Annotated in this window: 19 protein-coding genes; 12 read left to right on the top strand and 7 right to left on the bottom strand. The window is 55.2% G+C overall.

Annotated elements, in window-relative coordinates:
* Positions 1–12 precede the first annotated feature (12 nt).
* A complete protein-coding gene (gene mtnA, locus G0Q06_RS02080; RefSeq protein ID WP_163961979.1) occupies positions 13–1,128 on the top strand; it encodes an S-methyl-5-thioribose-1-phosphate isomerase in 1,116 nt (371 codons plus the stop codon).
* Between the two features lie 11 nt (positions 1,129–1,139).
* On the opposite strand, the gene G0Q06_RS02075 is transcribed toward mtnA, so the two are convergent.
* The gene (locus G0Q06_RS02075) at positions 1,140–3,584 is read right to left on the bottom strand and encodes an ABC transporter permease (RefSeq protein ID WP_163961977.1); all 2,445 of its coding nucleotides are present in this window, start codon (positions 3,582–3,584) and stop codon (positions 1,140–1,142) included.
* A gap of 136 nt (positions 3,585–3,720) precedes the next feature.
* On the opposite strand from G0Q06_RS02075, the gene G0Q06_RS02070 reads away from it, so the two are divergent.
* The 3 genes from G0Q06_RS02070 to G0Q06_RS02060 are packed head-to-tail and all read left to right on the top strand — an operon-like array spanning position 3,721 to position 6,864.
* Positions 3,721–4,761, top strand: a complete 1,041-nt coding sequence (locus G0Q06_RS02070; RefSeq protein ID WP_163961975.1) for a Gfo/Idh/MocA family protein — start codon at positions 3,721–3,723, stop codon at positions 4,759–4,761.
* Positions 4,762–4,802: 41 nt separating this feature from the next.
* Positions 4,803–5,048 (top strand): DUF6868 family protein, encoded by a 246-nt coding sequence (locus G0Q06_RS02065; RefSeq protein ID WP_238710208.1) that lies wholly within the window; start codon positions 4,803–4,805, stop codon positions 5,046–5,048.
* A 31-nt stretch (positions 5,049–5,079) separates the two neighbouring features.
* Positions 5,080–6,864 carry a phospholipase D family protein gene (locus G0Q06_RS02060; RefSeq protein ID WP_163961974.1) on the top strand — a complete coding sequence of 595 codons (1,785 nt, stop codon included), beginning with the start codon at positions 5,080–5,082 and terminating at the stop codon, positions 6,862–6,864.
* 17 nt (positions 6,865–6,881) lie between these two features.
* Here the strand turns inward: G0Q06_RS02060 and G0Q06_RS02055 are convergent, their stop codons facing one another.
* On the bottom strand, positions 6,882–7,541 hold the full coding sequence (locus G0Q06_RS02055; RefSeq protein WP_163961971.1) for a GOLPH3/VPS74 family protein: 660 nt from the start codon (positions 7,539–7,541) through the stop codon (positions 6,882–6,884).
* A gap of 17 nt (positions 7,542–7,558) precedes the next feature.
* Positions 7,559–9,949, bottom strand: coding sequence for a cation:proton antiporter (locus tag G0Q06_RS02050; RefSeq protein ID WP_163961970.1), 2,391 nt, complete (start codon positions 9,947–9,949; stop codon positions 7,559–7,561).
* Between the two features lie 172 nt (positions 9,950–10,121).
* On the opposite strand from G0Q06_RS02050, the gene G0Q06_RS02045 reads away from it, so the two are divergent.
* Genes G0Q06_RS02045 through mrdA form a run of 4 tightly spaced genes read left to right on the top strand, consistent with a single transcriptional unit; the run spans position 10,122 to position 14,414 of the window.
* Positions 10,122–11,141, top strand: coding sequence for a rod shape-determining protein (locus G0Q06_RS02045; protein ID WP_163961968.1), 1,020 nt, complete (start codon positions 10,122–10,124; stop codon positions 11,139–11,141).
* A 4-nt stretch (positions 11,142–11,145) separates the two neighbouring features.
* Positions 11,146–11,991 (top strand): rod shape-determining protein MreC, encoded by an 846-nt coding sequence (gene mreC, locus G0Q06_RS02040; RefSeq protein WP_163961966.1) that lies wholly within the window; start codon positions 11,146–11,148, stop codon positions 11,989–11,991.
* A complete protein-coding gene (locus G0Q06_RS02035) occupies positions 11,988–12,515 on the top strand; it encodes a hypothetical protein (protein ID WP_163961964.1) in 528 nt (175 codons plus the stop codon). Before mreC ends, G0Q06_RS02035 begins: the two co-directional genes overlap by 4 nt.
* Positions 12,516–12,527: 12 nt before the next feature.
* Positions 12,528–14,414: a penicillin-binding protein 2 gene (gene mrdA, locus G0Q06_RS02030; protein ID WP_163961962.1), complete on the top strand. Its 1,887-nt coding sequence runs from the start codon at positions 12,528–12,530 to the stop codon at positions 14,412–14,414.
* Here mrdA and dnaE read toward each other — a convergent pair.
* Together dnaE and nadB are read right to left on the bottom strand one after the other, a co-directional pair.
* Entirely contained in the window at positions 14,395–17,535 is a 3,141-nt protein-coding gene (dnaE, locus tag G0Q06_RS02025; protein WP_163961960.1) for a DNA polymerase III subunit alpha, read from the bottom strand. The two genes, mrdA and dnaE, sit on opposite strands and share 20 nt — an antisense overlap.
* Positions 17,536–17,609: 74 nt before the next feature.
* Positions 17,610–19,205, bottom strand: a complete 1,596-nt coding sequence (gene nadB / locus G0Q06_RS02020; RefSeq protein ID WP_163961958.1) for an L-aspartate oxidase — start codon at positions 19,203–19,205, stop codon at positions 17,610–17,612.
* Between the two features lie 163 nt (positions 19,206–19,368).
* Here nadB and G0Q06_RS02015 point away from each other — a divergent pair, with 163 nt between their 5' ends.
* Positions 19,369–19,611 carry a hypothetical protein gene (locus G0Q06_RS02015; RefSeq protein WP_163961956.1) on the top strand — a complete coding sequence of 81 codons (243 nt, stop codon included), beginning with the start codon at positions 19,369–19,371 and terminating at the stop codon, positions 19,609–19,611.
* A gap of 3 nt (positions 19,612–19,614) precedes the next feature.
* Positions 19,615–20,286 carry a methyltransferase domain-containing protein gene (locus tag G0Q06_RS02010; RefSeq protein WP_163961955.1) on the top strand — a complete coding sequence of 224 codons (672 nt, stop codon included), beginning with the start codon at positions 19,615–19,617 and terminating at the stop codon, positions 20,284–20,286.
* Between the two features lie 211 nt (positions 20,287–20,497).
* Here the strand turns inward: G0Q06_RS02010 and G0Q06_RS02005 are convergent, their stop codons facing one another.
* Both G0Q06_RS02005 and G0Q06_RS02000 read right to left on the bottom strand, forming a co-directional pair.
* The gene (locus G0Q06_RS02005; protein WP_163961953.1) at positions 20,498–22,240 is read right to left on the bottom strand and encodes an Rne/Rng family ribonuclease; all 1,743 of its coding nucleotides are present in this window, start codon (positions 22,238–22,240) and stop codon (positions 20,498–20,500) included.
* Positions 22,241–22,345: 105 nt separating this feature from the next.
* Positions 22,346–23,563, bottom strand: coding sequence for an FtsW/RodA/SpoVE family cell cycle protein (locus tag G0Q06_RS02000; protein ID WP_238710205.1), 1,218 nt, complete (start codon positions 23,561–23,563; stop codon positions 22,346–22,348).
* 125 nt (positions 23,564–23,688) lie between these two features.
* Here G0Q06_RS02000 and G0Q06_RS01995 point away from each other — a divergent pair, with 125 nt between their 5' ends.
* Both G0Q06_RS01995 and G0Q06_RS01990 read left to right on the top strand, forming a co-directional pair.
* Entirely contained in the window at positions 23,689–24,408 is a 720-nt protein-coding gene (locus G0Q06_RS01995; RefSeq protein ID WP_163961951.1) for a uracil-DNA glycosylase family protein, read from the top strand.
* 107 nt (positions 24,409–24,515) lie between these two features.
* On the top strand, positions 24,516–25,988 hold the full coding sequence (locus tag G0Q06_RS01990) for an alkaline phosphatase D family protein (RefSeq protein WP_163961949.1): 1,473 nt from the start codon (positions 24,516–24,518) through the stop codon (positions 25,986–25,988).
* Positions 25,989–25,990 lie beyond the last annotated feature (2 nt).

Genomic DNA, 25,990 nt, shown 5'->3' with positions numbered 1-25,990 from the left:
AGCGCGACCACGATGAAAGTAAACGGCAAACCAACACGAACAATCTGGATTCATTCGGAATGTCCGGAAATCGTTCAGATAATCGATCAGCGTTGGCTGCCCCACCAGTATATCGTGGAAGACATCGGCACAGTTGAATCGATGGCTATCGCCATCCGTGATATGCATGTTCGGGGAGCCGGGTTGATTGGAGCGGCCGCCGGTTACGGAATGTACCTTGCCGCCCTGGAGGCCAAAGCCGCCACAGACTTTGATTCGCATCTGGATTCCTGTTATGCCTTGCTCGAGTCAACCCGCCCGACGGCAGTCAACCTCGCATGGGCACTCGACCGGCAATTACAGGCAATTTCCAAGGGTCGAGAAGCAGATGAAAAGATCCGGATTGCGATGAATACCGCTTGCGCCATCGCCGACGAGGATGCGGACTTCTGCCGGCGCATTGGCCAACATGGATTATCAATCATTCGTGAAATCAGCACCGCCAAGAACGGGGATACGGTCAACATCCTCACTCACTGCAATGCGGGATGGCTGGCCTTTGTCGATTATGGTTCCGCAACCGCTCCAATCTATGCAGCGCATGATGCGGGGATTATGGTACATGTCTACGTCGATGAAACGCGCCCGCGCAATCAAGGGGCCGCCCTCACCGCATGGGAGCTTGGTCAGCACGGTGTCCCGCACACGCTCATTGTAGATAACGCCGGGGGCCACCTCATGCAGCATGGTATGATTGATTTAGTCATTACAGGAACCGACAGGACAACCGTCACAGGCGATGTCGCCAACAAAATCGGCACCTATCTCAAGGCACTCGCCGCAAAGGATAACACTATCCCGTTTTATGTCGCCCTGCCCTCTTCCACTTTCGATTGGAAAATGAAGAACGGCCTATCTGAAATTCCTATCGAGCAAAGAAATCCCGAGGAGATTACCCACGTGGAGGGATTGTGTGATGGCAAAATCAAATCTGTCCGCATTTCCCCCACTGGTTCACCTGCCGCCAACTACGCATTTGATGTCACTCCTGCCCGGTTGGTGACCGGCTTGATCACCGAACGTGGAATCTGCCGGGCTGATCGTGAGTCGATCCTCCAACTGTTCCCTGAGGGCAGGCACAAAACTTAAGACTCATCGGGTCACTGAGTCCTGAGTGCTGACATGGCATCAAGGCGCGCTGCCCGGCGGGCGGGAATGCTGTTGGCCACAAGGGCAACCATCAGAAGGATGAAAATCGCCGCCCCGAGGCTGAGGTACTCGACTTCGAGTCCCTGGAAGGCAATCATAAGCCCCTTTGTCAGGAAAAACGAGAGAATTGTCCCGACAAACAACCCGATGACGGCATTGACCATGCCCTTTCGGATAATCATCCACTTGATGTCGGATGGTTTTGCCCCAATGGCCATGCGGATTCCAATTTCGGTCACACGCTGGTTCACGGAGAACTGGATGATCCCGTAAATGCCTGCGGAACACAGGACCAGTGCCATCGCGCCAAAGGTGGAAAACAGCCCGATGAAAAATCGAAAATAGAAGAAAGTGTCATGGACATGGTTCTCAAAGGTCTTGGCCTGAGTCAGCGCGATATTCGGGTCAAGCGTGTTGATGGCACGCTGGATTTGAGGAATCAAGGAGCCGGGTTCCATCTCACTGCGGACAAAGATCTTTTGGTCGCCCCAGAGGGACTGACCTTGCGACCGGTAGAAGCCCGCGCCGTCATCCTCTTCGTTGAAAAGTCCATCCATCTTCAGATCCGGGGCAACCCCGATGACGCGATGCGCCCGGTTTGCTTCATCCAGAATTGAACTTCCCTGCACATAGAAGATCTTTCCAAGCGGGCTTTCATCCGGCCAGAATTTCTCCGCCATGACCGTATTGACGATGGCGACGGGTTCATTGCCACGCTTGTCAGCTTCTTCGAAATCCCGTCCTTGAAGCAGGGATACACCGAGTGTCTCAAAGTATCCAGGAGTCACTACATTAAAACGGACAAATGGGTAATCGTCCTCACTGGCATAGGATTCCCCTTCAATGCGAATCGGATCGGTCATCCCAAAAACAGCAGGCATGTTGAAGCCGATACTGACGCTGCTGGCCCCCGGAATCGTTTTTAGGTTCCGGTGCAATTCTTCCCAGAACTTCACCTGGTCTTCGTCCTCGGGATACGTCTGGCTGTCGACTGAAAGGCTTCCGACAAGCAGGTTCTTGCCATCAAACGGATACTCGATGGTACCCGCTTCAATGATGGCCACAATCAGGCGACCGGCCGCCACCAGGAGGGCCAGCGACATGGCCAGTTGTGTGATCGTGCTCAATGAACTGAAGCGGCTCAGGCGTAGACTGGATCCGGTGCGGGTACTGTCATTAAGCAGCACCCCAATGTTCGGTCGTGAAGCCCGCAGGGCCGGAAAGAAACCAGCAAAGAAAACAGCGACTATCATGAGCCCGACAGCGACAAGTACGGAAACCGGGTCCATGCGGAACTCCATGAAGGATGGCGGGGAAAAAACCTGTTGGGAAACAAAGTTCCAGAGAAACCGGAGGGCAAAGAACGAACAAACAAGACCGATACACGTGCCTATCAAGGCCCAGACGAAGGTCTCCCCGAGAACTTGTGAAATGATCCGCTTGCGGTTCGCTCCAAGTGCGCTGCGGATCGCCAGTTCATTGGTCCGCGCCACAAGCCTTGCCTGGAGAAGACTGGAAACATTCGAACAGGCGATCAAAAGGACAAGAAAAGTCGCACCGAACATCGTCCACATCAGGATCTTCACTTCCTTCCCTATAAATAACTCGTTCATCGGGCGCAAATTCGGGACAACATGAGCCTGGTCTGTCTCTCCCTTCATTTCGTCAATTTGGAGAAAGAGCACATCCGCCTCCGACCGGGCATCCTCGAGTGAACGATCTTCATTCAAGCGCCCGATCAGCGTCACGGTATTGATCCATCCAGTCTGGGCAACCAGGGTTTCGGGAATGAGAGGCATCCAGACTTCCGTGCCTCCAAACGGATAATCATATTCCGGCGGAAGGACCCCGACAATTGTGTAGGGCTGGCCTTCGCAAACGCACGCCTTGCCAATGATATCTGGCGCGGCGGCAAACTGGTCCCGCCAGACCCGGTCACTCAAGATAAGGACGGACTCAGCTGAGGGCATTCCGTCCTCTGGGGAAAAAAGGCGGCCCATGGCAGCCTGCGTTGGCAGCACTTCAAAAAAGTTAGGTGTGACATAGGCGGCGCTGCGAAAACGGGGGTGTCCGGCCAAGCCCACAGTTATGCCGTCCGGGGCGATGGCAGTGAGGTTTTCAAAACTGGTCTGGTGTTCTCTTAGATACCGGAAGTCATCGAGGTAAATCGGTGTGGTAGGGGAAGATTGCTGCGTGATGTCCCGTCTCATCACATGGATGATCCGTTCCTGATCTTCAAACGGGAGGCCGCGCCCAATGATCGAATAGGTCAGGCTGAACATCGCCGTGCTCAGCCCGATCCCGGCTGATAGGCAGAAAATGGCCACGGCTGCCACGTAGGGTCGACGCCGGATTAAGCGGATACCAAAGAGAAAATCGTCAAGAAGTGATTGCATAAGATCGCATTAAATTAGGCGGCAGGCTTTTCGACAGCGAGATTAAAAAATGCATAATCTCTGCATAGAGATCGCATCAACTCTACTTCTAATTCAAATGACTGGCTTATTCAGATCATTAACAATTAAATAGCCGATGATGAAACAACTCCGATGGGGAATCCTTGGCACCGGGGCAATTGCAGAAGCCTTTGCCTTTGGATTGGAAGCATCCGAAACAGGCAAGCTGGTCGCTGTCGGTTCACGCACCATGGAAAGTGCGCAGAAATTTGCCAAACCACGCGGAGTGGATGCCTGCCATGGAAGCTATGAGGACCTGCTGGCGGACAAATCCGTCGAGATAGTCTACATTGCCAACCCACATCCCTTTCATGCTGAATGGGCAATCAAGGCGGCACTAGCGGGCAAGCATGTCCTGTGTGAAAAGCCACTTGCCATGACAACAGGACAAGGAAGTACAATGATCGAAGCCGCCCGGGCAAACCATGTCTATCTCTCAGAGGCATTCATGTACCGGTTCCATCCACAAATCGCCAAACTGGTTGAATTAATCCGGGATGAAGTCATCGGCGAAATTCGCATGATCCAGGCACATTTTGGGTTTAACGTGGGAGACGGATTCAATCCTCAAAACCGGCTGTTCAACAAGGAGCTCGGAGGGGGCAGCATTATGGATGTTGGTTGCTACGCCGTTTCCGCAGTCCGCCTGGTTGCCGGGGCAGCTATCGGGAAACCGTTTGATAACCCTGCAAGCATTGTTGGTTCCGGACATGTCGGGGAGACCGGTGTCGACGAATGGGCAGCCGCCATTCTCCAGTTCCACTCGGGTATCACGGCACAGGTCTCGGCAGCAAGCCGGGTTGGATTGGGCGATTTGCTGGAAGTCCAGGGTTCCCGCGGAAAAATTTCCCTGCCAAATCCCTTTGCATACAATCGAACCCGTTCCGACACTGGTAAGATTGTCGTGAAAACTCACGACAGTGAAATCATTTACGAGATTCCCGCTTCCTCAACCAGCTTCACCCTTGAAGCAGACGGAGTCGCTAGAGCCATCACATCATCAAGGCAAGAACCAGACCCGCCCGCCATGACGTGGGCCGACTCGATGGGCAATCTGGCTGTCCTCGAAGAGTGGCGCCGCCAAGTCGGAGTGGCTTACAAGGAAGACGAACAATAATTTAATTGGCTAAGTATTAACCTCAAGAATCAGGAAAAAAAATGATGACACTAGAAATTATCCGGGACGCACTGGGTTGGTGCACTTTGATCAACTTTGCCGTTCTGCTGGCATGGGGACTCGGTTTCCTTCTGGCACACGACTGGATTTTCCGCATTCATTCAAAGCTGTTCAAGCTCTCGGTCGGCCAGTTTGATGCGATACATTATGCGGGAATGGCGTTATTCAAACTGTTTCTGCTAACATTCAATCTCGTCCCCTACCTCGCCCTGCGCATAGTGGGTTAACGTGAACAAGAAGTTTCGATTTTATAGTCCGATGCTCCTGTGTTCAGCAGGAGTACTCACTTTACTCGTTATTAGCGGGTGCTTTCTCCCTCCCGATATCGTACAAAGCTACGAACCGGGTCCGGGTCCATCAGTCTTGCGTGATGAGAGCCTCTCGGGCAATAAGCCGATCGAATCAGGTTTCCTCTCCCGTGCGGCAGCTTCCCCCACCCACGAGGCGATCCTCCTTGAACGCGGAGATGACGCTCTTCTTGCGAGGATACACCTGATCCGTGCGGCAAGAAAATCCATCGATATCCAGACCTTCATCTATGTCTTTGATGACACGGGTCTCTGGGTGTTCAAGGAGCTTCTTGAAGCGGCCCGTAGAGGGGTCAAAGTCCGCCTGTTGATTGACCAGTTTGTCTCACCCAAAATAGATGCAGCCGAGTATGCCGCCATTGTTACGGCACACAGCAATTTTGAGGTAAGACTTTTTCGACCCCTTGCAAACAAGGCCATCAACTCTCCATGGATAGTCACCCAGAACACCTTCTCCCGGTTCACGACATTGAATCGACGAATGCACAACAAGGTCTTTCTCGTTGATGGAACCGCTGCCATTGTCGGTGGGCGCAATTACCAGAATGCCTACTACGATCGGGATCCTGAGCTGTGCTTTCGCGATCGGGATATTCTGGTTTCCGGACCGGTCACAGGAGAGATTCAATCCTATTTCAAAGATTTCTGGGATGATCCGGAATCAATTGAAGCGAGCCGGATGGATGACTTGAAATCTGCGATCCTGTCCGGGAACGCATCAATGCCTGATTATTTAGCGAATCCCGTTTCTCAGATTTTCGAAGAACTGGATAAACTGGCTGACCTAACAGAACTGTCTTCAGCAAGGCCCGTACTGAAGAGCTGGTTTATCCGAAATATCAGGTTTTTTTCGGATGGTCCCGGACAAGTCAAAAGGACAAGCCACCACTGGAGCCAAAGTCCGTTTGCCCCGCTCATGGAACTCCTTCATGAAACACAGTCAGAATTACTGATAGAGACCCCCTACCCCATTCTAGGAAAACGAAGTGCCCGTCTGGCCAAGGATATCAAGAAGAAAAACCCCAACGTGCGCATACGGGTTTCCACCAATAGCCTGGGATCCGCAGACCATGCGGCGGTCAGTGGCATCGCCTTTAAGCAACGCCGAATGCAAATCCAGGAACTCAAACTTGAAATACATATTGCCCGCCCTGTGCCAGCGGACATTTATGAGATGGTTCCTCGCTATAACTTGCTCCTTGAACAGCCTGAGACCTACTCCGGCCCGAATTGGGAAAAGGATTCCGATGTGATCCATCTGGATCTTGAAGGTCCACGCTTTTGCGTCCATGCAAAGAGCCTCGTTGTCGACAGGAGGGTGGCCTTCATTGGCTCCCACAATTTTGATCCGCGATCCTTCAACCTCAACACCGAATGCGGCTTGCTCATCGAGGATGAGGCCTTCTCCGTGCATCTTGCCTCCCTGATCGAGCGTTCCATGCACCCGCGCAACAGTTGGGTACTTGCCAAACGCAGGCTTCCCTTGGGCGTGAAGGAGGTCAATACGCTCATTTCCGGCATCTCCTCAAAACTGCCTGTTTTCGATGTCTGGCCACTGGAAAATGTCGCAGCATACAAATTAAGGGAAGGTTGCCGGCCACTTTCCCCTTACCATCCCGACTTTCACGAGAACCACGTCAGCGCAGGCATATTCCCCGGCATCGACCTCGAACTGACCGGAGTCAAAGTTCAATTGATCAAGGCCTTTGGTGGGATTACAACTCCACTGATGTAGTGGTTTCCCAATACTTTCTACATTCCCGAGTAGGTCCGGATCTCAAGAATGGCTTTCTGGATTTCCTCGAGGCATTCCATCACGGCGTGTCCGATCCGGTCATGCTTTGAGATGTCCTGAATCCGGTCAGCATACGTCTTCCGCTCATCCTCGGAAAAGAGAAGAAACTCGAGCTGGCAGACATGAACAAGAGATATGAGGACATGATCCTTCTCATTCATCGGAATGTCCTTCATCCGGATACGATTCCGAAGGCGTTGCTTGACCGCGTTTTCAGACGTTGGATCAGCCAACGGATAACGGCTCAAATGGAAGACCCAGAGGAACTCCTTGTTTTCTTCGCGGAGCACGCCTTTTTCTACCAATTGCTCTGTCAGCCGCATTCGCAATCCGTGGGCATCCCCTGCAAGATGGGTCAGAGCGCCCCGAAGGTTGGATACGTCCGCCTGGATCAAGTCGAGCAAACCGAAATCTTCCGGTTTGGATTCCACGGGAGTCGTATCGGAAATCTCAATATTGTCGCGGGAGACGCTGACCCGGCCGACACGTGTCAAGTCAGCGAGTACTGCGCCTGCAAGAGCGTAATCCAACGCCCGGTCAGGAAGCGGGAGCAGCTTTCCCGTTTCATCATCGAGTGCGAGTAGTAATAACTGTTCTGCTAAGGTTAATGGTACCATGCCTGTATTATGAGCGCTCAGTCCGCTTCTGGCAATGGTTTTTCACAGCAACTCTCGGCAAACGCTTCGATCTTATCGGGTAGCCCGGCAATCATGAGAACATCACCCGCGTCCAGGAGAAAGTCCGGTGGCGGATTAGTGATGCGTTCGTCTTCCCGCTGAATTCCAATCACCGTGACGCCGAAGCGTTGCCGTACTCGGGCCCCGGCAAGGGTCTCTCCGTCCAGCTCGGTATTCGGAGCCACATAGACCTGCTGCAGGCGAAACTGCGATGGTCCGGGTGCGGGCCGGTCCTCCGGCTTGACTTGGGCCTGCATCTCCACGCGAACCCGTTCAAGGTTGTCACGCGACCCTGTCAGGACAAGGCGATCCCCGGAAAAAACAGCGGCCTCCGGAGCCGGATCATAAACAACCGAGTAGCCACGCCCGAGAGCGAGCACATTCACCCCGTAAGTCGGTCTCAGGGCAAGATCCTTGATCCGCTTGCCAGCCCAGGCTGCATGCTGCGGCAAGGTCAGGTCGACAATTTCGACCGGCCACGGCGCCTGGTTTTTGATCATACTCAGGATTTCCTCGCGGCGTTGCTCTTCCTTGCTCTCCACCTCAGCCTTGAATGACTCGATGAAGAGAACCTCCATTTGTGAATTCACAAGGATAAGCCGACTCCGCAGAATGACCACGACTGCCGTGACAATCAGGAAGGCAACCCCGGCAACAGCTGTGTTCGGCAAGTAAGGCGCCGCGACAATCAGGAAGACCAAACCCACAAAAAACAGGAACAGGCCGAGGATGGCCGCACTCATCATTTGCCGGATACGGTTCTGGTAAATTGGACGGCTCGACCGCCCGTTGAAAAGCGCATCGGACAGGATAAAAGCCATTGCGTTGAGATTGCGGATAACCGCAATCAGGAATGGCGACACAAGGAGCGCCACGACAACCCAGTAAATGAACTTCCAGGCCCATTCAATCGGCCAGTTCATGGAGAGCTCAAAGAAGTACCTTGAGCCGAAGGAGGCGGATATAAAAATACCGTTGATGACAAAAAAGTACGTCGTGATCTGGATGACCGGACGGCGGACCAGTTTTAAAATGATGCTGCGGCCCATACCATGACTCAGGCCTTCCATGAATTTCTGGTAGGTATCGAAGAATGTTTGCACACTTTCCGGGATCAATCGCAGAAAGACCTTGTAGACACCGCCCGAGGAGGCGGTCCCGAGGGGCGTCAGGAGAATGGTCACCAAGGCAACCCCGAAGGCGATGCCTGTCAGTTGTGGATCCATGACACCAAGGCTGCTCCCAAGGCCCGCGATAATAAAACTGAATTCCCCGATCTGCGCCTTCGGGACAGCCGCATCAAAGGAGGTCTTCCCACTCTGCCCGGACAGGCAGAGTCCAAGCCAACAGGCAGAAACTTTCCCGAGGATGACCAAAACGGAGATAAGGGCGATCCACGGAAGGTTTTCCAACAGAAGGATTGGATCCATCTGCAGTCCCACTGAGACAAAGAAAACGGCGGAAAAGACATCGTGAAGACTCCGGTTGATATGCTCGACCTTGCGGGCCACCTGAGTCTGTGACAGCAAAGTCCCGGCAATGAAAGCTCCCAGAGCGGGTGAGAAATTCAGTTTCAAGGCGAGCATACTGACACCCATGACCAAGCCGACACTGACCAGCGTGATCACTTCCGGGTCGGAATCATCCCCCGAAACGGCCAACAGGAATCGTGGTACAAGGGCGCGCCCGATGACGAAGACCATCACGACAAAAATCCCCATCAGGAATGTCACCAGCCAGGCAGCATCCCAGTCAAATGACTGTGTCAGGGCCACACCAGTCAGGATGACGAGGAGGATGACCGCCAGGACATCCTCAAGAATCAGGATCCCGACAGTAAACTGGGCACTGGCATCCTGCAAGCGGTTGGAGGTCCTGAGAACGCGTACCGTGACCATGGACGAGCTGATCGCCAGCAAACTGCCAAAGAAGACCGTGCTGGTAGGATTCCATCCAAGGAACGAGGCCAGCATCTGGGCCAGATAAAGCATGAAGACGGTCTGCAACAGAAGCGCCACAAAGGCCGGGCCCAGAACGCGTTGCAAGCGCTTCAAATCAAACTCCATTCCAATGAAGAAGAGCAGAAAAATCACGCCCAGCTCACTGATTTGCTGGATGGCGGCGGCATCCTGAACCAAGGGAGACTTGAAAAGGTTCGGGCCGATCAGCACTCCGGCCAGAATATACCCGAAAATGACAGGAAGCCGTAAGCGGTAAAAAATAGCCACAGCCACCCCGGCGGCAGCAAGGACGATCCCGAAATCATCAATCCATCCAGCTTCTCCATGCCCGGCTGCCGCCAAAGCATGAAGATCGATCTGACCAAAGACTGACTGCATCCACCCCATCTACAAATTTCCTACTCAATATCACTCCCGGGTCAAGGATCGCCCTGAAGTTGGCCCAAATGCATAAAGTAATCCTCCAATTCCCGTCAGCTAGCCCTTTTCCGTTTTGACATCTCCTTAATTATCACAAAATTACGAGTGATTAGATCACGCCCAAAAAGAAAGCGCTTACATGTTTGGCAAGGCACTAGGAATTTTTTCAAATGATATCGGTATCGACCTCGGGACCGCCAATACCTTGGTGTATGTCCGGGACAAGGGGGTGGTTCTCCAGGAACCCTCCGTCGTGGCCATCAATAATGAGACCCGCGAAGTGGTTGCTGTGGGTTCGGAAGCCAAGCGTATGCTTGGCCGTACCCCAATGAATATCAACGCCTTACGGCCAATGAAGGATGGGGTTATCGCCGATTTTGAAATTACCGAGGCCATGCTTCGCTACTTCATTCAAAAGGTGAATAACTCAATGCGCTTTGTCCCGCCGCGGGTCGTTGTCGCCGTTCCCTCGGGTATCACTGAGGTGGAGCGACGCGCCGTCAAGGAAAGCGCCATCCATGCTGGTGCCCGCGAGGTGCGGCTTCTCCAGGAACCGGTGGCTGCGGCTATTGGCGTGGGCCTCCCAATTGACGAGCCCACTTCGAATATGATTGTCGATATCGGTGGCGGAACCACGGAAGTCGCCATTATTTCCCTTTCAGGAGTCGTCTTTTCCAAATCCATCCGCGTCGGTGGGGATGAGCTCGACGCCGCCATAGTCAATTACATGAAACGGGCCTACAACCTCATGATCGGTGAGAGAACCGCTGAAGAGATCAAGGTGCGGATCGGGTCGGCAGCGCCGCTTGATGAAGAGTTGACCATGGAGGTCAAGGGCCGTGACTCGGTGGCCGGACTTCCGAAAACACTACATATTTCCTCCCAGGAAATTCGCGAAGCCCTCGCGGATACCGTTAATTCCATTACTGAGCTAGTCCGCAACGCCTTGGAGCGCTGCCCGCCCGAGCTTTCAGCTGATCTCGTCGACCGGGGCTTCATCCTCGCCGGCGGCGGTGCGATGATCCGCGATCTAGACCGGCTATTGAGCGATGCCACCGGCCTGCCGGTTTTTGTCGCCGATGATCCCCTTTCCGCCGTAGCCAACGGAACCGGTGTTGTCCTCCAGAACCTGCATTGGCTCATGAAGACTCGCGCCTAAGGGAATGCCGCGTAACCTCACTTATCAGGCAAAATCCCTCCTGCTGGCCCTCCTGGTCCTCCTGCTATGGTGGTTTACGCCCGCACTTTTCAAGCGCTGGACGGGTGTTATCTTTCAGGAATTTCAAGCCCCCGCCTGGACAGCCTTGAGCTATCTGGGTGATCTTCAATCCTACTGGGCGGCACGCTCACGCAGCAAAAGCGAGCTGATTGAAGCGGGTGTCGACCTCTCCCGGCTTAACGCCGCCTATGCTCTGCGTAACCAGCGAGCCGATACATTTGAGCGAGAGGTCCGCCGTATGGAGTCTTTCTTCAATTTGCCTTCGTATACAGATTATCGCTACGAAGTGGCCCGCGTCGTCAAGCGCGACTTGACCGGTTGGTGGCAGAACCTTGTCATCCGAAAAGGCCTGAACTACGACATTGAACCGGGTCAGGCGGTCGTTTTCTCCGGCGGGGTTGTTGGCCGCGTATCCTCCGTCAGCGCCTATACGGCCACCGTCGAATTGATCAGCAGTCCGCGCTTTCGCTCGGCCGCGCACATCGAGGGGGATGATCGCCCGGTGGAATTCCGGGGAGGCATAAACCCCGGCCTGATGGCTGCCTCAGGCAGCGTAGCCACTGTCCCGGCGGACATGGTCGCCACTTTGAAAAACCCTCTCCGGCTGACCTCCTCGCGACTGGGGGGAGTCTTTCCCGACGGGCTCACACTGGGTTGGGTATACCGCCTGGACCCCTCTCCTGACGGGCTGTTCCAAAGCGGTGTGGTCCGATTGGATCCGCGCCTGCAAACGCTCCGTGAAGTAGCCGTGATGATTCCTTTACGTGCACGAGAGGAGGAAGAGCAATGAGTGACAACGGCCGCATCAGCCTGCTCTTTCTCATCAATATCCTCCTCTACTTTTTCATCGGGATGATCAACAACATGGCGAGTGGATTCTCCATCCACCTGCATTTGGATGTTCTCCTGCTGATCTTTTCAGGCCTCTACCTGACAAGGCTTTCCGGGCTCTTCCTCGCCGCGCTGCTTGGATTGCTGGCCGATGCGGCGAATCCCGTGCCAACAGGCACTTTCCTTGTCGGCTATCTCGCAATCTGGCTTTTCTTCGTCTGGTGCCAGCGCCGGATCAGACGGCAGAACAAAATCCATGTCAGGACTGTCGCCGTGGTCGCACAATTGAGCTGGATTATCTTTCTCGGTCTTTTCCTCGGGAAAGGCGCCCTCAGTGAGTGGCCCTATTGGCAACGCATCCTCAGCGATGTGCTGGTGAGTTGTGTTTGCCTGTACCTGGTCGTCTGGCCTTGGTGCCGCACTCAAAACAGTCTTCTATATTCACTTGGCTGGGATCTTGAAGCCCAGATTTCGCACCGGTAGACCCACAGGATTATGCGCCCATCGATCCGGAAAACATCCGAGGCTCCCAATCCGCAGGTCAATCCCCGCCTCTACCTGCTGTATCTCGTAATCGTGATTTGCATGCTCATGCTCATGGGCGGCCTCGGGTATCGACAGCTCGTGCAGGAGGAGGCTTTTTCTGCCGCCGCTGAACGGCAGAATTACCGCCGGATCTTGATGCCCGGTCCACGGGGGATCATCTACGACCGTCATGGTCGTGTCCTCGTCGGCAACCGGCCGCTCTTTTCTGCAGTTGTTTACCTGAATGAGCTCCGGCGCGAATTCCGTGCGGAATATTACAATCTTGTTCGCTGGAACCGTGAACGCGGACTCAATCCCGACCGCTTCCAGCTCAATACGGAAGCGCGCAGGCGCGTTGTCCAGCGCTACATGAGCCGGATCAATTCTCTCATCGGGACCGACAAGGATGTGGACTCCAAGGATATCGAAAGACACTTCTCCCAATCGTTGCTTCTCCCCTTTCCCCTGATCAAGGATCTGCCCTCAGAGGCTTATGCGAAGCTGATCGAGCAGATCTCCATCGATTCACCCATCCAGATTATTTCCGGCACCGCACGTTGGTATCCATATGGCGAGGCGGCCGCCCATTCGCTCGGTTTTGTTTCTGACAGTACCGAGTTCCCCGAGGGAACACTCCCGGGCGACACGCTTCTGACATTCCGAAATGAGGGTCAAATCGGGCGCAGTGGCCTGGAAAAACAATTTAATAGCGAATTGCAGGGACTCACCGGCGGGGAAATCTGGACGGTCGATCCAAGCGGGTTTCAATACGAGCGCGTCGTGCATGAACAGCCCCGCAAGGGCACGGACTTGACGACTTCCCTCGATATAGATGTCCAACTGGCTGCGGAAGCGGCGCTTGGCGACAAGACCGGGGCCGTTGTCGCCATTGAAATCGAGACGGGCGAGGTTCTTGCCATTGTGAGCAAGCCGGCCTACGACCTGAACGATCTCTCTCCCTTCATCAGCTTTAAAGTCGACAAGGAAATCCGTGAGAAAGGCGCATGGCTGAACCGGGCCACTCAGGGCCTCTACCCGCCCGGTTCAACTTTCAAGTTGATCACTGCGATAGCTGGATTGCGGACCGGTACCATCAACCCCGAAACGGTTATTGACTGCCAGGGATTCCACATGGTCGGGAGACGGATTTTCCATTGCCACCGGCGATCCGGTCATGGCGAGGAAAGCCTTGTCGAGGCAATCCGTGACAGCTGCAATGTCTTCTTCTACAATCGCGGGACTGAAACAGGCATCTGGGGCATTGCCAACGAGGCAAGGCGGTTTCATCTCGATCAGCGAACCGGGATTGAGCTGCCCGGCGAGACCGGTCGCATGCTGGTCCCTGACCCGGAATGGAAAGCGGCCCGTTTTTATGGCGAAGGTTGGTTTGAAGGTGATACCGCCAATGTCTCTATCGGACAGGGATTCCTGCTCCTCACCCCCATGCAGATGGCAACTTTCGCCGCATCCCTCGCCCGGGAGACCACTTTCCTGCACCCGACCCTTCTCCATGCAAAGCGGGAGGCCATCACTGATGGCCCCATTGGCCTTCCCGCCGACCGCTTGGCACTGATCAAGGAAGGCATGCGTCAGGCCGGGGAACGCGGGACCGCCCGCCTCGCTGGAAATCCCATGCTTCCCGTCGCAGGCAAGACCGGCACAGCCCAGGTTCGCAAGGATGGAAAGCCGACCACCTTGGCATGGTTCGTCGGGTATGCGCCCGTCCAGAATCCGCGCATCGCTGTGGCTGTCCTCGTCGAGGGTGTTCCCAACCAGGAGACGGAATACGGCGGAGGCTCAACCGCCGCCCCTATTGCCAAGGAAGTTTTCCAACAGTTCATTCACGAGGGCCAGTAAGCGCTTCCGTGACGGTCAGGCTCAAGCCACTGCCGGTCTCATCCCGTTCGATATTCACACGCAGGCGAGCTGCGTGGGAATGCGATAATGGCCAGCCGAATTCCCGGTAGACATCGGGAAAGAGAACCGTTTCCGCAATGCCGCTCTCATCCGCAAGGGAGACAAACTTCATCAGCTCGCCCTTGAGCGTCCGGTGCAGACGGTGACAAACCTGAATACCTGCGATTTCCATCTCCCGGCCAACATAATTCTCCAACTCGCAAATCGGGATTGTCCCGTTTCTCTCCAGATCCTCCATCCAGAACTCAAACGGATCCATACTGACCGGATACCCCAGCAGTTCGACCTCGGCGATTGCCCGGTCCCGCCGGCTCATTTCCTCAAGCGCCTCCGTCGATACCTCCGGAACAACCGTAAAGAGGTCATCACCTGCCGGCACTGCCCGGCCGCGGTGGCTCTGCCTCCGGATTTGGCCCGCCTTCCAGAAGGCTTCATGGCGGTTCTTGAAAAAACCGCGCAGGGCTCCTGTCCGCGCAAGCAACCCGGCGTCAGCCGGCTCAGGCTGGATACGCCTTGCGAAATCTTCCCAATCCGCAAAAGGGCCCTTTTTGCGTTCCCTGGTCCATTTATCCAGAAACCGCTCACCCAATCCCTTTATCTGCCAGAGCGGTATTTGTACCCATTCATCCACTACACAATAGGCATTCCCCGGATCCTGCACATCGGGCAAGCGGAAGCGGCCCTTGTGTCGCAGGATTTCCATGACATACACGAGGGGACGATAAAACCCGCGCTGGTTATTCAGGACTGCCGAGAGGAAATGAACCGGATAACTGAGCTTGAGCCAACATCCCTGAAAAGCCTCCACCGCATAAGCTGCACCGTGCGCCTTGTTGAACATGAATCCGGAAAAGTCCCGCAGTTCCTTCCAGACTGTGGTGATCTCGTTCTCGCTACGCCCCTTGTGCAGGGCGGAGCTCCTGAAAACGGATTCCAGCTCTTCCATCGACTTGCTGTCCGACTTCTTGATCAGGATACGCCTGAGCAAATCCGCTGTTCCAAGGTCCATCCCGGCGAAGCGGTTGGCCACGAGGAGAATGTGCTCCTCGTAGATCATGAGCCCGTAGCTGTCGCCAAGCACCTCTTCAAGCACCGGGTGCGCGTAGACCGGCTCCTCCATTCCAAGATAGCGCCGGGCAAACTTTGACTTCTTGTCTTCATTGGCCGCTCCGGGCCGGATGACTGAGACCGTGGCCACAAGGCAATCAATATCCGCACACCGGCACAGTTTCAGGAGACTTGTCATCGCCGGTGACTCAATATGGAAGACCCCCCTCGCCTCCCCGTCGCGTATCATTTCATAGATTCGCTCATCCGCGTAATCAATCCTCTCAAAGATATCGATCGTCTCCCCGGTGTTCTCCAGGCAATCCCGGATCACACTCAAGCCCGCCTGCCCGAGGAGGTCCATCTTCAGAAGGCCCAGGTCTTCAATCGGGTCCATCGACATCTGGGTCATGGAAAAGCCCTTGGCACTGCCTCCAACCGGGGTGAAATCCGTCAATGGACGATCAGCGATCACCATTCCACAGGGATGCATCATGGGATGGCGCGGTAAGTCATGCAGATCAACCGCGCGAGCCACCGCCTCCTGAAAGCGCTGGTCCGCCCACGCCCCCTTGGCCTCCACGTAGCCCTCCCGATCATCAAGAAACTTGCGCAGGGATCCGTGGGGCAGGCGCTTGCTCCACGCGTGGGCATCATGCGCCGGTACGCCCATCGCCTTGGCCACTTCCGCGACCGAGGCGCGGCCCTTGAAATGAGCAAAGCCGCCGATCATGGCTACTTTCTCGACCCCATGCCGCTCATACAACCAAGTCATGATCTCCTCCCGTCGGTCCCATGGCAGGTCAAGGTCGATATCCGGCAACTTGCTGTGCCGCATCCGTTCGCGATTGAGGAAGCGTTCGAAGCAAAGCCCAAAACGGAAAGGACAGACATTGGCCACACCAAGGGCATAGCAGATCAGGCTCCCGGCGGCACTTCCCCGCGCCAGCAATGGAATTCCCCGGCGGCCGCACTCGTCCACCACTTCTGCAAAAATAAGGAAATAACCCGCATAACCGGTTTCCGAGACCACGCCAAGTTCCCGTCGCAAACGCTCCAGAAGCTCCGGCCTTCCCGGTTTGTCCCGCCAGGGATAAGCCGACCCGTAGCGCTGCACGATTCCCCGGAGGCAGCGCCAGGCCAACACGCGATCCTGCCGGGTCCGGCCCGAGGAAACCTCCGTCGCATCCGCCCCGGTACGGATCAACGGGTTTGGCAGATGCATGCGACCAAAACGAAAATCAAAGGTACAGGCATCCGCAAATACCTGTGTTTGCCGCAGGACCTGAGGGACTTTGGCAAAGCGCCGGCGAATCTCTCCAGCCGGAAGAAGCCCGTACTCAGCCCGGACCAGCTTGTCTGGATGAGCCTGCCCGATCCGCGTCAGGGTCCCCATCGATTGCATCAATTCAAGCAACTCACTACCCACGGGGCTTCCATCATGCCGCGCCCCGGAAACGAGGACCCAGCGATCCCAGCCGAGCCGGCTCCACTCACTGAAGACCCGTCTCTGCAACAGCCGCCCGGCCGCACTTTGCCAGCCCAGCTCCAGCCAGAGGTTGTCCCAGCCATATTCAGCGAGGGATTCCCACGCGCTCCGCCAGCGCGGGTAATCCCCGATACGGGTCCGGTAGACATGCTCCACCCGGATTGGACAGGAAATCCAAATATGCCCGGAGGCTTCCGCCTGCAGGCGCTCCAAGGCTTCCCAATCCGTCTCTCCCGCGTGGTTTTCGCTCAACAAACGGCACGTTGCCGCATAACCCGTCTGGTCCCGCACCGTCACCTGCAACCAGCCGGGAACAAAATCGCGAATCCGCAATCGACAACCAAGAATCATCCGCAAGCCCGCGCGGTCACAGGCCTGCGAAAATTCAACTGCCCCGTGGAAACCGCTCATATCGGCCAGCCCCGCGCCGGTGTAGCCGGAAGCCCGGATCCGCTCAACCAGCGTTTCCACTGTCCATGCGGCCCCGTAAAAGCTGTAGGCGCTGAAATTTCCCAGGCTTATCATTATTGGCTCATTAATGTGAACGCATGTTCACCTTAATAGCAACTGGTAAGCTTGGAGAAAACGGAAAACAGGACCTAGACCCGCGTCTCGGTGGCCGTAGGATTTTTGTCCGGGAAATCGAGGGTGAAATGAAGGCCACGGCTCTCCTGGCGCTGGAGGGCGCACTGGATAATCATCTCGGCCACTTCAACAAGATTGCGGAGCTCCAGCAAGCCCGGCTCCACCTTGAAGTTCCAATAGTAATCGTGGATTTCCCGCTTGAGATTCTGGATGCGTGTACGGGCGCGTTCAAGGCGCTTGGTCGTACGGACAATGCCAACATAGTCCCAGAGTGTGCGCTTCAACTCATCAAGATTGTGGCTGAGGATCACGCGCTCGTCACTATCCTGAAGGTCACCGTCAAGCCAGTCCGGCAGTCGCAAATCAGGATACTTCTGTGTAGCGATAAACTCATGCACAGCCAATGCACCGCGATGGGCCATGACAACCGCCTCCAGCAGGCTGTTACTGGCAAGGCGGTTTGCCCCGTGCAGGCCCGTGCAAGCCACCTCGCCACAGGCATAGAGTCCGGTCACGCCTGTTTCAGCATGGAGGTTTGTTTTCACTCCCCCACAAAGATAGTGCATGGCAGGCACGACGGGGATGGCTTCCCGGGCCATATCGATCCCGTATTCAAGGCAATGGGCATGAATGTGCGGAAAGCGTTCCTTGAGGAAGTCTTCGGATTGATGGCTGATATCCAGCCAGACATGACGCGCTCCCGACTTTTTCATTTCACTGTCGATGGCCCGGGCGACAATATCCCTCGGAGCCAGTTCGCGCCGCTCATCATAACGCGGCATGAATTCTTCCCCACGAAGATTGCGCAGGATGCCACCTTCCCCACGAACCGCCTCACTGATAAGAAAGCGGTCATCTGCTTTGGCATAGAAAGCTGTCGGATGAAACTGAATACATTCCATGTTGCGGATTTCCGCACCGGCCCGGTACGCCATGGCAATCCCGTCACCCGTGGCAATTCCCGGGTTTGTCGTGTATAAATAGACCTGCCCCACACCGCCCGTGCAAAGCATCACCACCGGGGCCGAATAGGTTGCCACCTTCCCCTGACGGGTATCGTATCCATACAGCCCGAGGACCCGGTTCTCCTTGGCATCCACAGGATGGTCCGGTTGAGCCAGTTTCTGCCTCGTGATCAAGTCGATCGCATGGACATGCTCCAGCAATGTGATGCGTTCATGTGTCTCAACAGCGTGCAATAGCGCATCCTCAATCGCCTTTCCCGTCAGGTCCTTGACGTGAAGAATGCGGCGCTTGGAATGCCCACCCTCGCGATGCAGGGAGACCCGGCCATCCTCCAGTTGGGAGAATTTGACCCCGAGATCGACCAGTTCCTGTATTCGCTCCGGCGCTTCTCGGACAATCGTCCGCACGACTTGCTCGTCGCACAGGCCATCCCCCGCCGTCAGGGTGTCCTGGATGTGCAGCTCAAAATCATCGCTGTCGGAGGTTACAGCGGCAATCCCCCCCTGGGCATAGTTGGTATTGCTCTCAGCGCGCTCCTTCTTGGTCAGGATACAGACACGGCTGCCAAGGTCCGCGACTTTCCGTGCAAAGCTTAATCCGGCAATGCCACTCCCCACGATGATCACGTCAAATGAACGCTCCATGTTCGAAAGCTACGCAAGGAGCTGTTTCCCCACAATCAAAAAGCGGAGGCGTAATCTTCCACGGGAATTAGTCTTGATTAAACTGAATCCAGAGGTCTACTTCATTGGCTCAGCTGGATTCTGGCTGAAACAACCCTACAACCTAACAACCTGATTATTCTTCATGAGTCCTTTCGGCGTCGCTAAATCCATTTTCGATGCAGCCCTCCTTGTCCTTTCGATTTTCTTCGCCTTCCGGCTGCTCTTTGCACACGAGGCGCGGCGAGACGAATGGCGCTCGGTCGTCAAAAGGCGTGTCTACATCGGGCGGCCCAATTTCAAGCGCTTGTCCATTCTTTTGGGTTGGATCTTTCTTTTTATTGCCATTTTCCTTACCTACCGGCAGATTGACAAGCTGGTCGGGTAAAGGATGACGAGCATCAAGGACAACTGGCAAAAGGGGCTTCCAAAGGAATTGGAAATCTGGGGCGACTGGCTTTCCGGGGAAACCGGGGATGCCGAGGATCGTGCCTTGCGCCTGAGTAGCAACCGTCCCTTTCCGTGGTGGGCAAAACCGCTGATCCCGGGACAACCCGGACGAATCCGTGTTCTCGATGTTGGTGCCGGACCCCTGACAGTCCTTGGTAATGTCTGGGATGACAAGACTGTGACAATCGTCCCGATTGATCCCCTCGCAACGGAATATGACGAGCTCCTCCGCAAGAACGGGCTCACACCCCCGGTAAGAACAATTTATGGCATGGCGGAAAGCCTGAGTGAACAGTTTGAGGCCGCCTCATTTGATTTTGCGTATGCCGGTAACTGCCTCGACCAGACGATCGATCCAATTGCTGCACACCGTGAGATTTTCAAGGTTTTGAGACCCAACAGTTCCCTCATTTCAATCCACCTGGCCAACCAGGGGGAGGAGGAAAACTACGAGGGCGTCTACCAGTGGAATTTCAGCCTCAAGGAAAGCCGTCTGATTGTTTGGAATCACAGCGCACAATACGACCTCCTCGATGAATGTCCGGAAATCGGACACCATCATTTCGAAAAGGACGGCCAATACATCAAAATGACGCTGACCAAGGGGGCCTGACGAACCGAAGTGAGTCGGCGCTTCAGCGCCGGTACAACCCTCGGACCAACCGGACCTGACGAACCGAAACGAGTCGGCGCTTCAGCGCCGGTACACCCTCGGACCAACCGGGCATGACGAACCAAAGTGAGTCGGCGCTTCAGCGCCGGTACACCCTCGGACCAACCGGGCATGGAAGGCCCGACTCATTGCCTTAGCAGGATCGGATCTCCTAGCGCAATTCCTGGCCTGTCCGGGCGTCGATTATCTTGAAATTCTCAACGTGGTATGCCGGATCCGCGCGGAAACTGAGCTTCACGTTATAGGATTCCTCGATCTCCAACAGGATGCGCTCGTCCTCATGACGCAAACGCTCAAGGGCATGCGGATGACAGAAGACGCGCAACCAGATATCCTCGCCTTCATCGTCCAGATGCGTCCGGAGACGCCGGATCACATTGGTCAAGCGGCGCTGGATTTCCACGCTCATGGTCCGCGCACTCTTGACGGTCCCACGGCCAGTGCAATATGGGCAGGTACTGTAGAGTCCGCTGGAGACAGATTCCTTGTGGCGCTGGCGGGTCATCTGCATGATCCCGAGCTGGGAAATCTGGAGGACATGGCATTTCGCCTTATCCTTTTCCATCTCCGTCTTCATCTTCTTGTAGACAGCCATCCGGTCTTTCCGGTTCTTCATGTCAATGAAGTCGAGAATGATCAGGCCACCGATATTGCGCAGCCGGATCTGACGGGCGGCCTCCAGGGCAGCCTCCAGATTCACCTGAAGGATAAAATTGTTGTTGTTGTCTTTCTGCTGCTTGTGGGAACCGGTGTTCACATCGATTGCGACAAGCGCTTCGGTTTCCTCAATGACGATCTCGCCTCCACTCGAAAGGGGAACCCTCCGCAGGAATGTCTGCTCGATCTGCTTCTCAATGTTGAAACGCTCGAAGATGGGAATGTTTTCTTCAAAGACGGCAATTTTCCCCGCACTGCGCTTACTCACCCGGCTGACCAGGTCAAGGATGCGCTGCCCGTCGTCCTTGTTGTCAATCAGAACGCGGTCGACATTTTCCGTCAGGAAATCGCGGACAGTCCGCTCAAGAATGTCCGGTTCCTTGTAGAGGCAGGTGGGCTGTTTAGCCGCATCAAGGCGTGCCTGAATCTCATTCCATTGGTTTAGCAGGATGGACAGGTCACGGACGAAATAGGTCCAGCGCTTGCCTTCACCGGCAGTCCGGATGATGACACCCATTCCTTCCGGGATTGATAACCTGCGAAGGATTTCCTTCAGGCGTTTGCGCTCCTTGTCGGATTCAATCTTGCGTGAGACTCCGCACTGACCCCCGAACGGCATCAAGACGAGGAACCGTCCCGGCAGCGCGATATTCGTGGTGGTACGAGGCCCTTTCGAGCCGATCGTACTCTTCGTGATCTGGACGAGAATCTCGGCACCAATCGGAAACAGTCCCGGGATGTCCTTGACCGTGATTTTATCCTTTTTCTGCCTCTGCGCATCGGTGCGTGTGTCACGCACAACCTCCACCGAGCTATCTGCCTGAGGCAGGATATCCCAATAGTGGAGAAAAGCGTTCTTGGGCATGCCAATGTCGACAAAGGCGGCCTTCAAGCCCGGCTCCAGATTCTGGATCTTTCCCTTGAAAATGGCCCCGACAAGGCGATCATCGCCTGCCCGTTCCAATTCGAACTTTTCCAGAATCCCTTCACTCATCACCGCGACCCGCTTTTCGAGGGACTCGGAGTTGATGATGATTTCCCGGTAGGGCGCGTCTTCCTTGCGGATTTTGGCGGCGATTTTCTGCAGAATTGGCCGCTGGCGGGCCCGTTCCTCAACATCTTCCTTGAGCTTTTCCGGATCAACGGGTTCAACCGCTTCTTCCACCGGGGGATGCTTTAATTCAGATTCTTGTTCTGCTGATAATTTTTGTTCTTCAATAGCGTCTGATGGTTTCATGTTGTCTTGTGGACTCCTTTGCTGGGTGCGTTTTGGGCTCGTTCTTGAGGGGTCCGCAAGACTGATACATTAGCCAAATTGAACAAAGATTACGGGTTCGGGGGCTCATGAAAAGGCCCTCCTGTAACGGTAAACGCTTTGTACGATTCCTTGTAGAATGCAACAGCTCAAAATGAACGAGCCACCATAACTGAGAAATGGGAGTGGAAGCCCGGTGATCGGTGTTAGACCGATTGTCATGCCGATATTGATGAATACGTGAATGATAAAGATCACGGTAACACCAACTGAAAGCAACATGCCAAAACGATCCCTCGCCATTCCTGCAATGCGGACCCCGTTTGCAAGTAGTAGCGAGAAGAGCCCGATCACGAGCAGTCCCCCTATGAATCCTTTTTCCTCTGCCAGAACGGCAAAGATAAAATCATTATGCGCAACCGAACGCGGCAGGTATCCCAGGCGGGCCTGCAAGCCGGATTGCCATCCCTTGCCCGTCAGGCCGCCGGTACCGACAGCCTGCTGGGCCTGGTTGGAATTCCAGGCTGACCCCGTTCCCCGGGGATCCACCACTTCCGGTGCGATAAAAGTCATTATACGTTCCCGCTGATAATCCCGCAGCGGGACCCAAGACTGCTTCTGGTAAGCGCCACGCGCCTCATGGGCAGTCAGGTTGTTCTCCTCGAGAAACCCGGAATACTTGTACAGATCAACGCTGATCAATGTTCCAAGGCACAGCACCAGGCCGAAAACGGCTAGGAAGAATCGCTGTGAGAGCTTGGAAACGTAGAGTAATGCGAGCATCGTTGGAGGGATTATGAGGCAAGAGCCTAGATCAGGTTGAGCAAAAATCAAGATCATTGGTATGGCCGTGACAAGGAACACTTTAGACAATGTCCAAACGCTCTGACGAATAGTCCCGACTTCCGACCGGGCAAGGATGCTGGCCATCATGATGGCGCTGCAGACCTTGGCCGCCTCGGCGGGCTGGTAGGCCATGAACTTGAAGTCCAGCCAGCGCCGGGCCCCCTCCCTTTCAACTCCGAGAGGGGTATAGATCAAGAGCAACAGCAGGACCGCGGCGGCATAAAACCAAAAGGCATTCTCCAGATAGAACTTATAATCAATCCGGGAAACAACGAAGTAGACCCCGCTACCAAGGACAATCCAGACCATCTGCCTGATCCAATAGCCTCCCCCGACAAAGGCCTGGGCGCTGTATATGAAAAATATCCCGATGATCGAGAGAAGCAACATGCAGACCGGGCTGATCCAGTCGGTTCGTGTCGAATCTGCATTCGAAATCAACCGCCGGGTCGTGTACAAAACTCGATGTGTGTCCAGCTGCTTCAATGAACCGGTACTGTGTGGGCGAGGCCCCTCTCAAGGCAATCACTTTGTCGGGCAAGTCGGGCTTGTCAGACGAGTCAATCGGGTCAGTCTCATAATCGATGAAACAACAAGCCCTTTTGGATGCAGCGCGGGAGCTCTCCACGACCCTCTCGCGGCTCAGTTTTTCGGCCCCGGTCTCCATGGTCTACAATGCCTACGACTATGCCTGGGCAGGGCATGAGGCCTACATCAAACGATTTGGCGGAGGTGGCCGGAAACGAGTCGTCTACCTGGGCATGAATCCCGGCCCTTGGGGCATGGCCCAGACCGGTGTTCCTTTTGGCGAGATAGCCGCGGTTCGGGACTGGCTGGGAATCGAGGTGCCCATTGCCAAACCAGCCCATGAGCATCCCAAACGCCCCATAGAGGGATTTGCCTGTTCCCGGTCCGAAGTCAGCGGGAGGAGGCTCTGGGGACTGTTCGCGGAACTGTACGAATCAGCGGACGAGTTTTTTCAGGAGGCCTTCATTCTCAATTACTGCCCCCTCTCCTTCCTGAGTGAAAGTGGCGCCAACATCACTCCGGACAAAATAGCGGTTGCGGAAAGGAAGCCCCTTGAGGCCGCCTGCGATCAACACCTCCGGACCGTGATTGAATTGCTCCAGCCGGAAATCGCTGTTGGTGTTGGCGGGTTTGCGACGAAATGCCTGCAACGGCTTTCCCTGAAAGGTCCGCGGATTGGAACCCTCCTGCACCCCAGCCCCGCCAGCCCGATCGCCAATCGCGAGTGGCCTGGGCGGCCCCGTCATCAATTGCGAGAGCTCGGAATCGTCGGCTGATCAAGAGGAGTGCGTGCTACGGGCTCTCTTCCCAAAACGCGTCCTGACGCAACAACCGCCCTGCAAGGATTGACCCCATCCGAATTAGGCACATCCTCAATAAGGTTATGTCACGGTTGTTTCTAGTCGTTGCGATGTGTTGTCAGGTGCCCTTTCTCAGCGCTGCAAAGCTGCAGAGTGGACCCATGATCGGATATGCCACAATGGCCGAGGTCCTGGTCTGGGTGCAGACTGATGCCGCAGCGGAGGTCAAGGTGGCTTACTGGCCGGAAGATGACCCGGATAGTATCCGTTTTACGGATACAATCCAGACCCGGAAGCAGGACGGATTCATTGCAAAGTGTATCGCCGACACAGTCGCGGAAGGAACTCAATATGGATATGCCCTCTACATAGACGGGGATAAGGTTGAGCCCCGGTTCCGCGAGGAATACCGCGAGGGAACCATCCCTCTGACATTTTCCACCCCGCCCAACTGGCGCTTCCGGAAGGATGGCCACACTCCTTTTGACTTCACCATCGGATTTGGCAGTTGTGCCTACATCAATGAGCGTGAAGGCGGCTACGACCGCATGAATTCCAAACCGTACGGGGATGGCTACGAGATCTTTGAATCAATCTATGAAGTAAATCCGGACGCCTTCGTCTGGCTGGGTGACAACATCTATTATCGTGAACCCGACTGGACATCCCGGACCGGAATGATTCACCGCTGGACTCACGACCGTTCGATTCCGCACCTCCGGCCAATGCTGGCGACCATCCCCCAGTACGCCACATGGGACGACCACGATTATGGACCCAATGATGCCGGTCGTGAATTCTGGAACAAGGGCATGGCGAAGGAAATCTTCAGCTTGTTTAACGGCAATCCGAGCGCCGGGGTTCCCGGCATTCCCGGTATTTTCACCTACTTCGCCTGGGGAGACGTTCATTTCTATCTTCTCGACAACCGCACCCACCGGACCACCCCCGGACTGGCTCTCGGGCAATTTGGATATCCTCCGCAGCAACTCGGCAAGGCTCAGATTGATTGGCTCATTGAATCGATGAAATATAACCGGATGCAGTCCCGCAGCAGCTACCCCTCAACCTTCAATATTATCGGCATCGGCTCGCAGATTTTCTCGCCTCATTCAAAAGACGGCCTGCAGCGTTATCCGGAAGAATGGCAATACCTCATCGATCGCCTCATTGCAGAGGAGCTCCATAACACGATCTTCATTTCAGGAGACGTCCACTTTTCCGAGGCAAGTCGGCTGGTTGTCGAGGAAAGCAATTTCACTGTGACCGAATTCACCTCTTCGCCACTGACCGCCGGTCCATGGCCGGGGTCGCCCGCGAAAAACAATCCCTACCGGCTTGATATCTTTCCCGGGGAAGCCGACCGCTACGGCGAAAGGAACTTTGCCACCCTCACCTTCGAGGGCCCGCTATGGGAGCGGCGAGTCGTTGTCCGCTATTACGATACAAACGGGGAGCTCATCAACCAGGACCCGGACAAGGCACCCGGTGAACCGACCGGGGAAAGCATTATTGAAGTCCATAATCCAAACCTGGATCCGCGCTTGCGCCGCTGATT

Source organism: Oceanipulchritudo coccoides (assembly GCF_010500615.1).
Classification (GTDB): domain Bacteria; phylum Verrucomicrobiota; class Verrucomicrobiia; order Opitutales; family Oceanipulchritudinaceae; genus Oceanipulchritudo; species Oceanipulchritudo coccoides.
The sequence above is the reverse complement of the archived record's forward strand: the minus strand, read 5'-3'. Positions and strand labels throughout refer to the sequence as shown.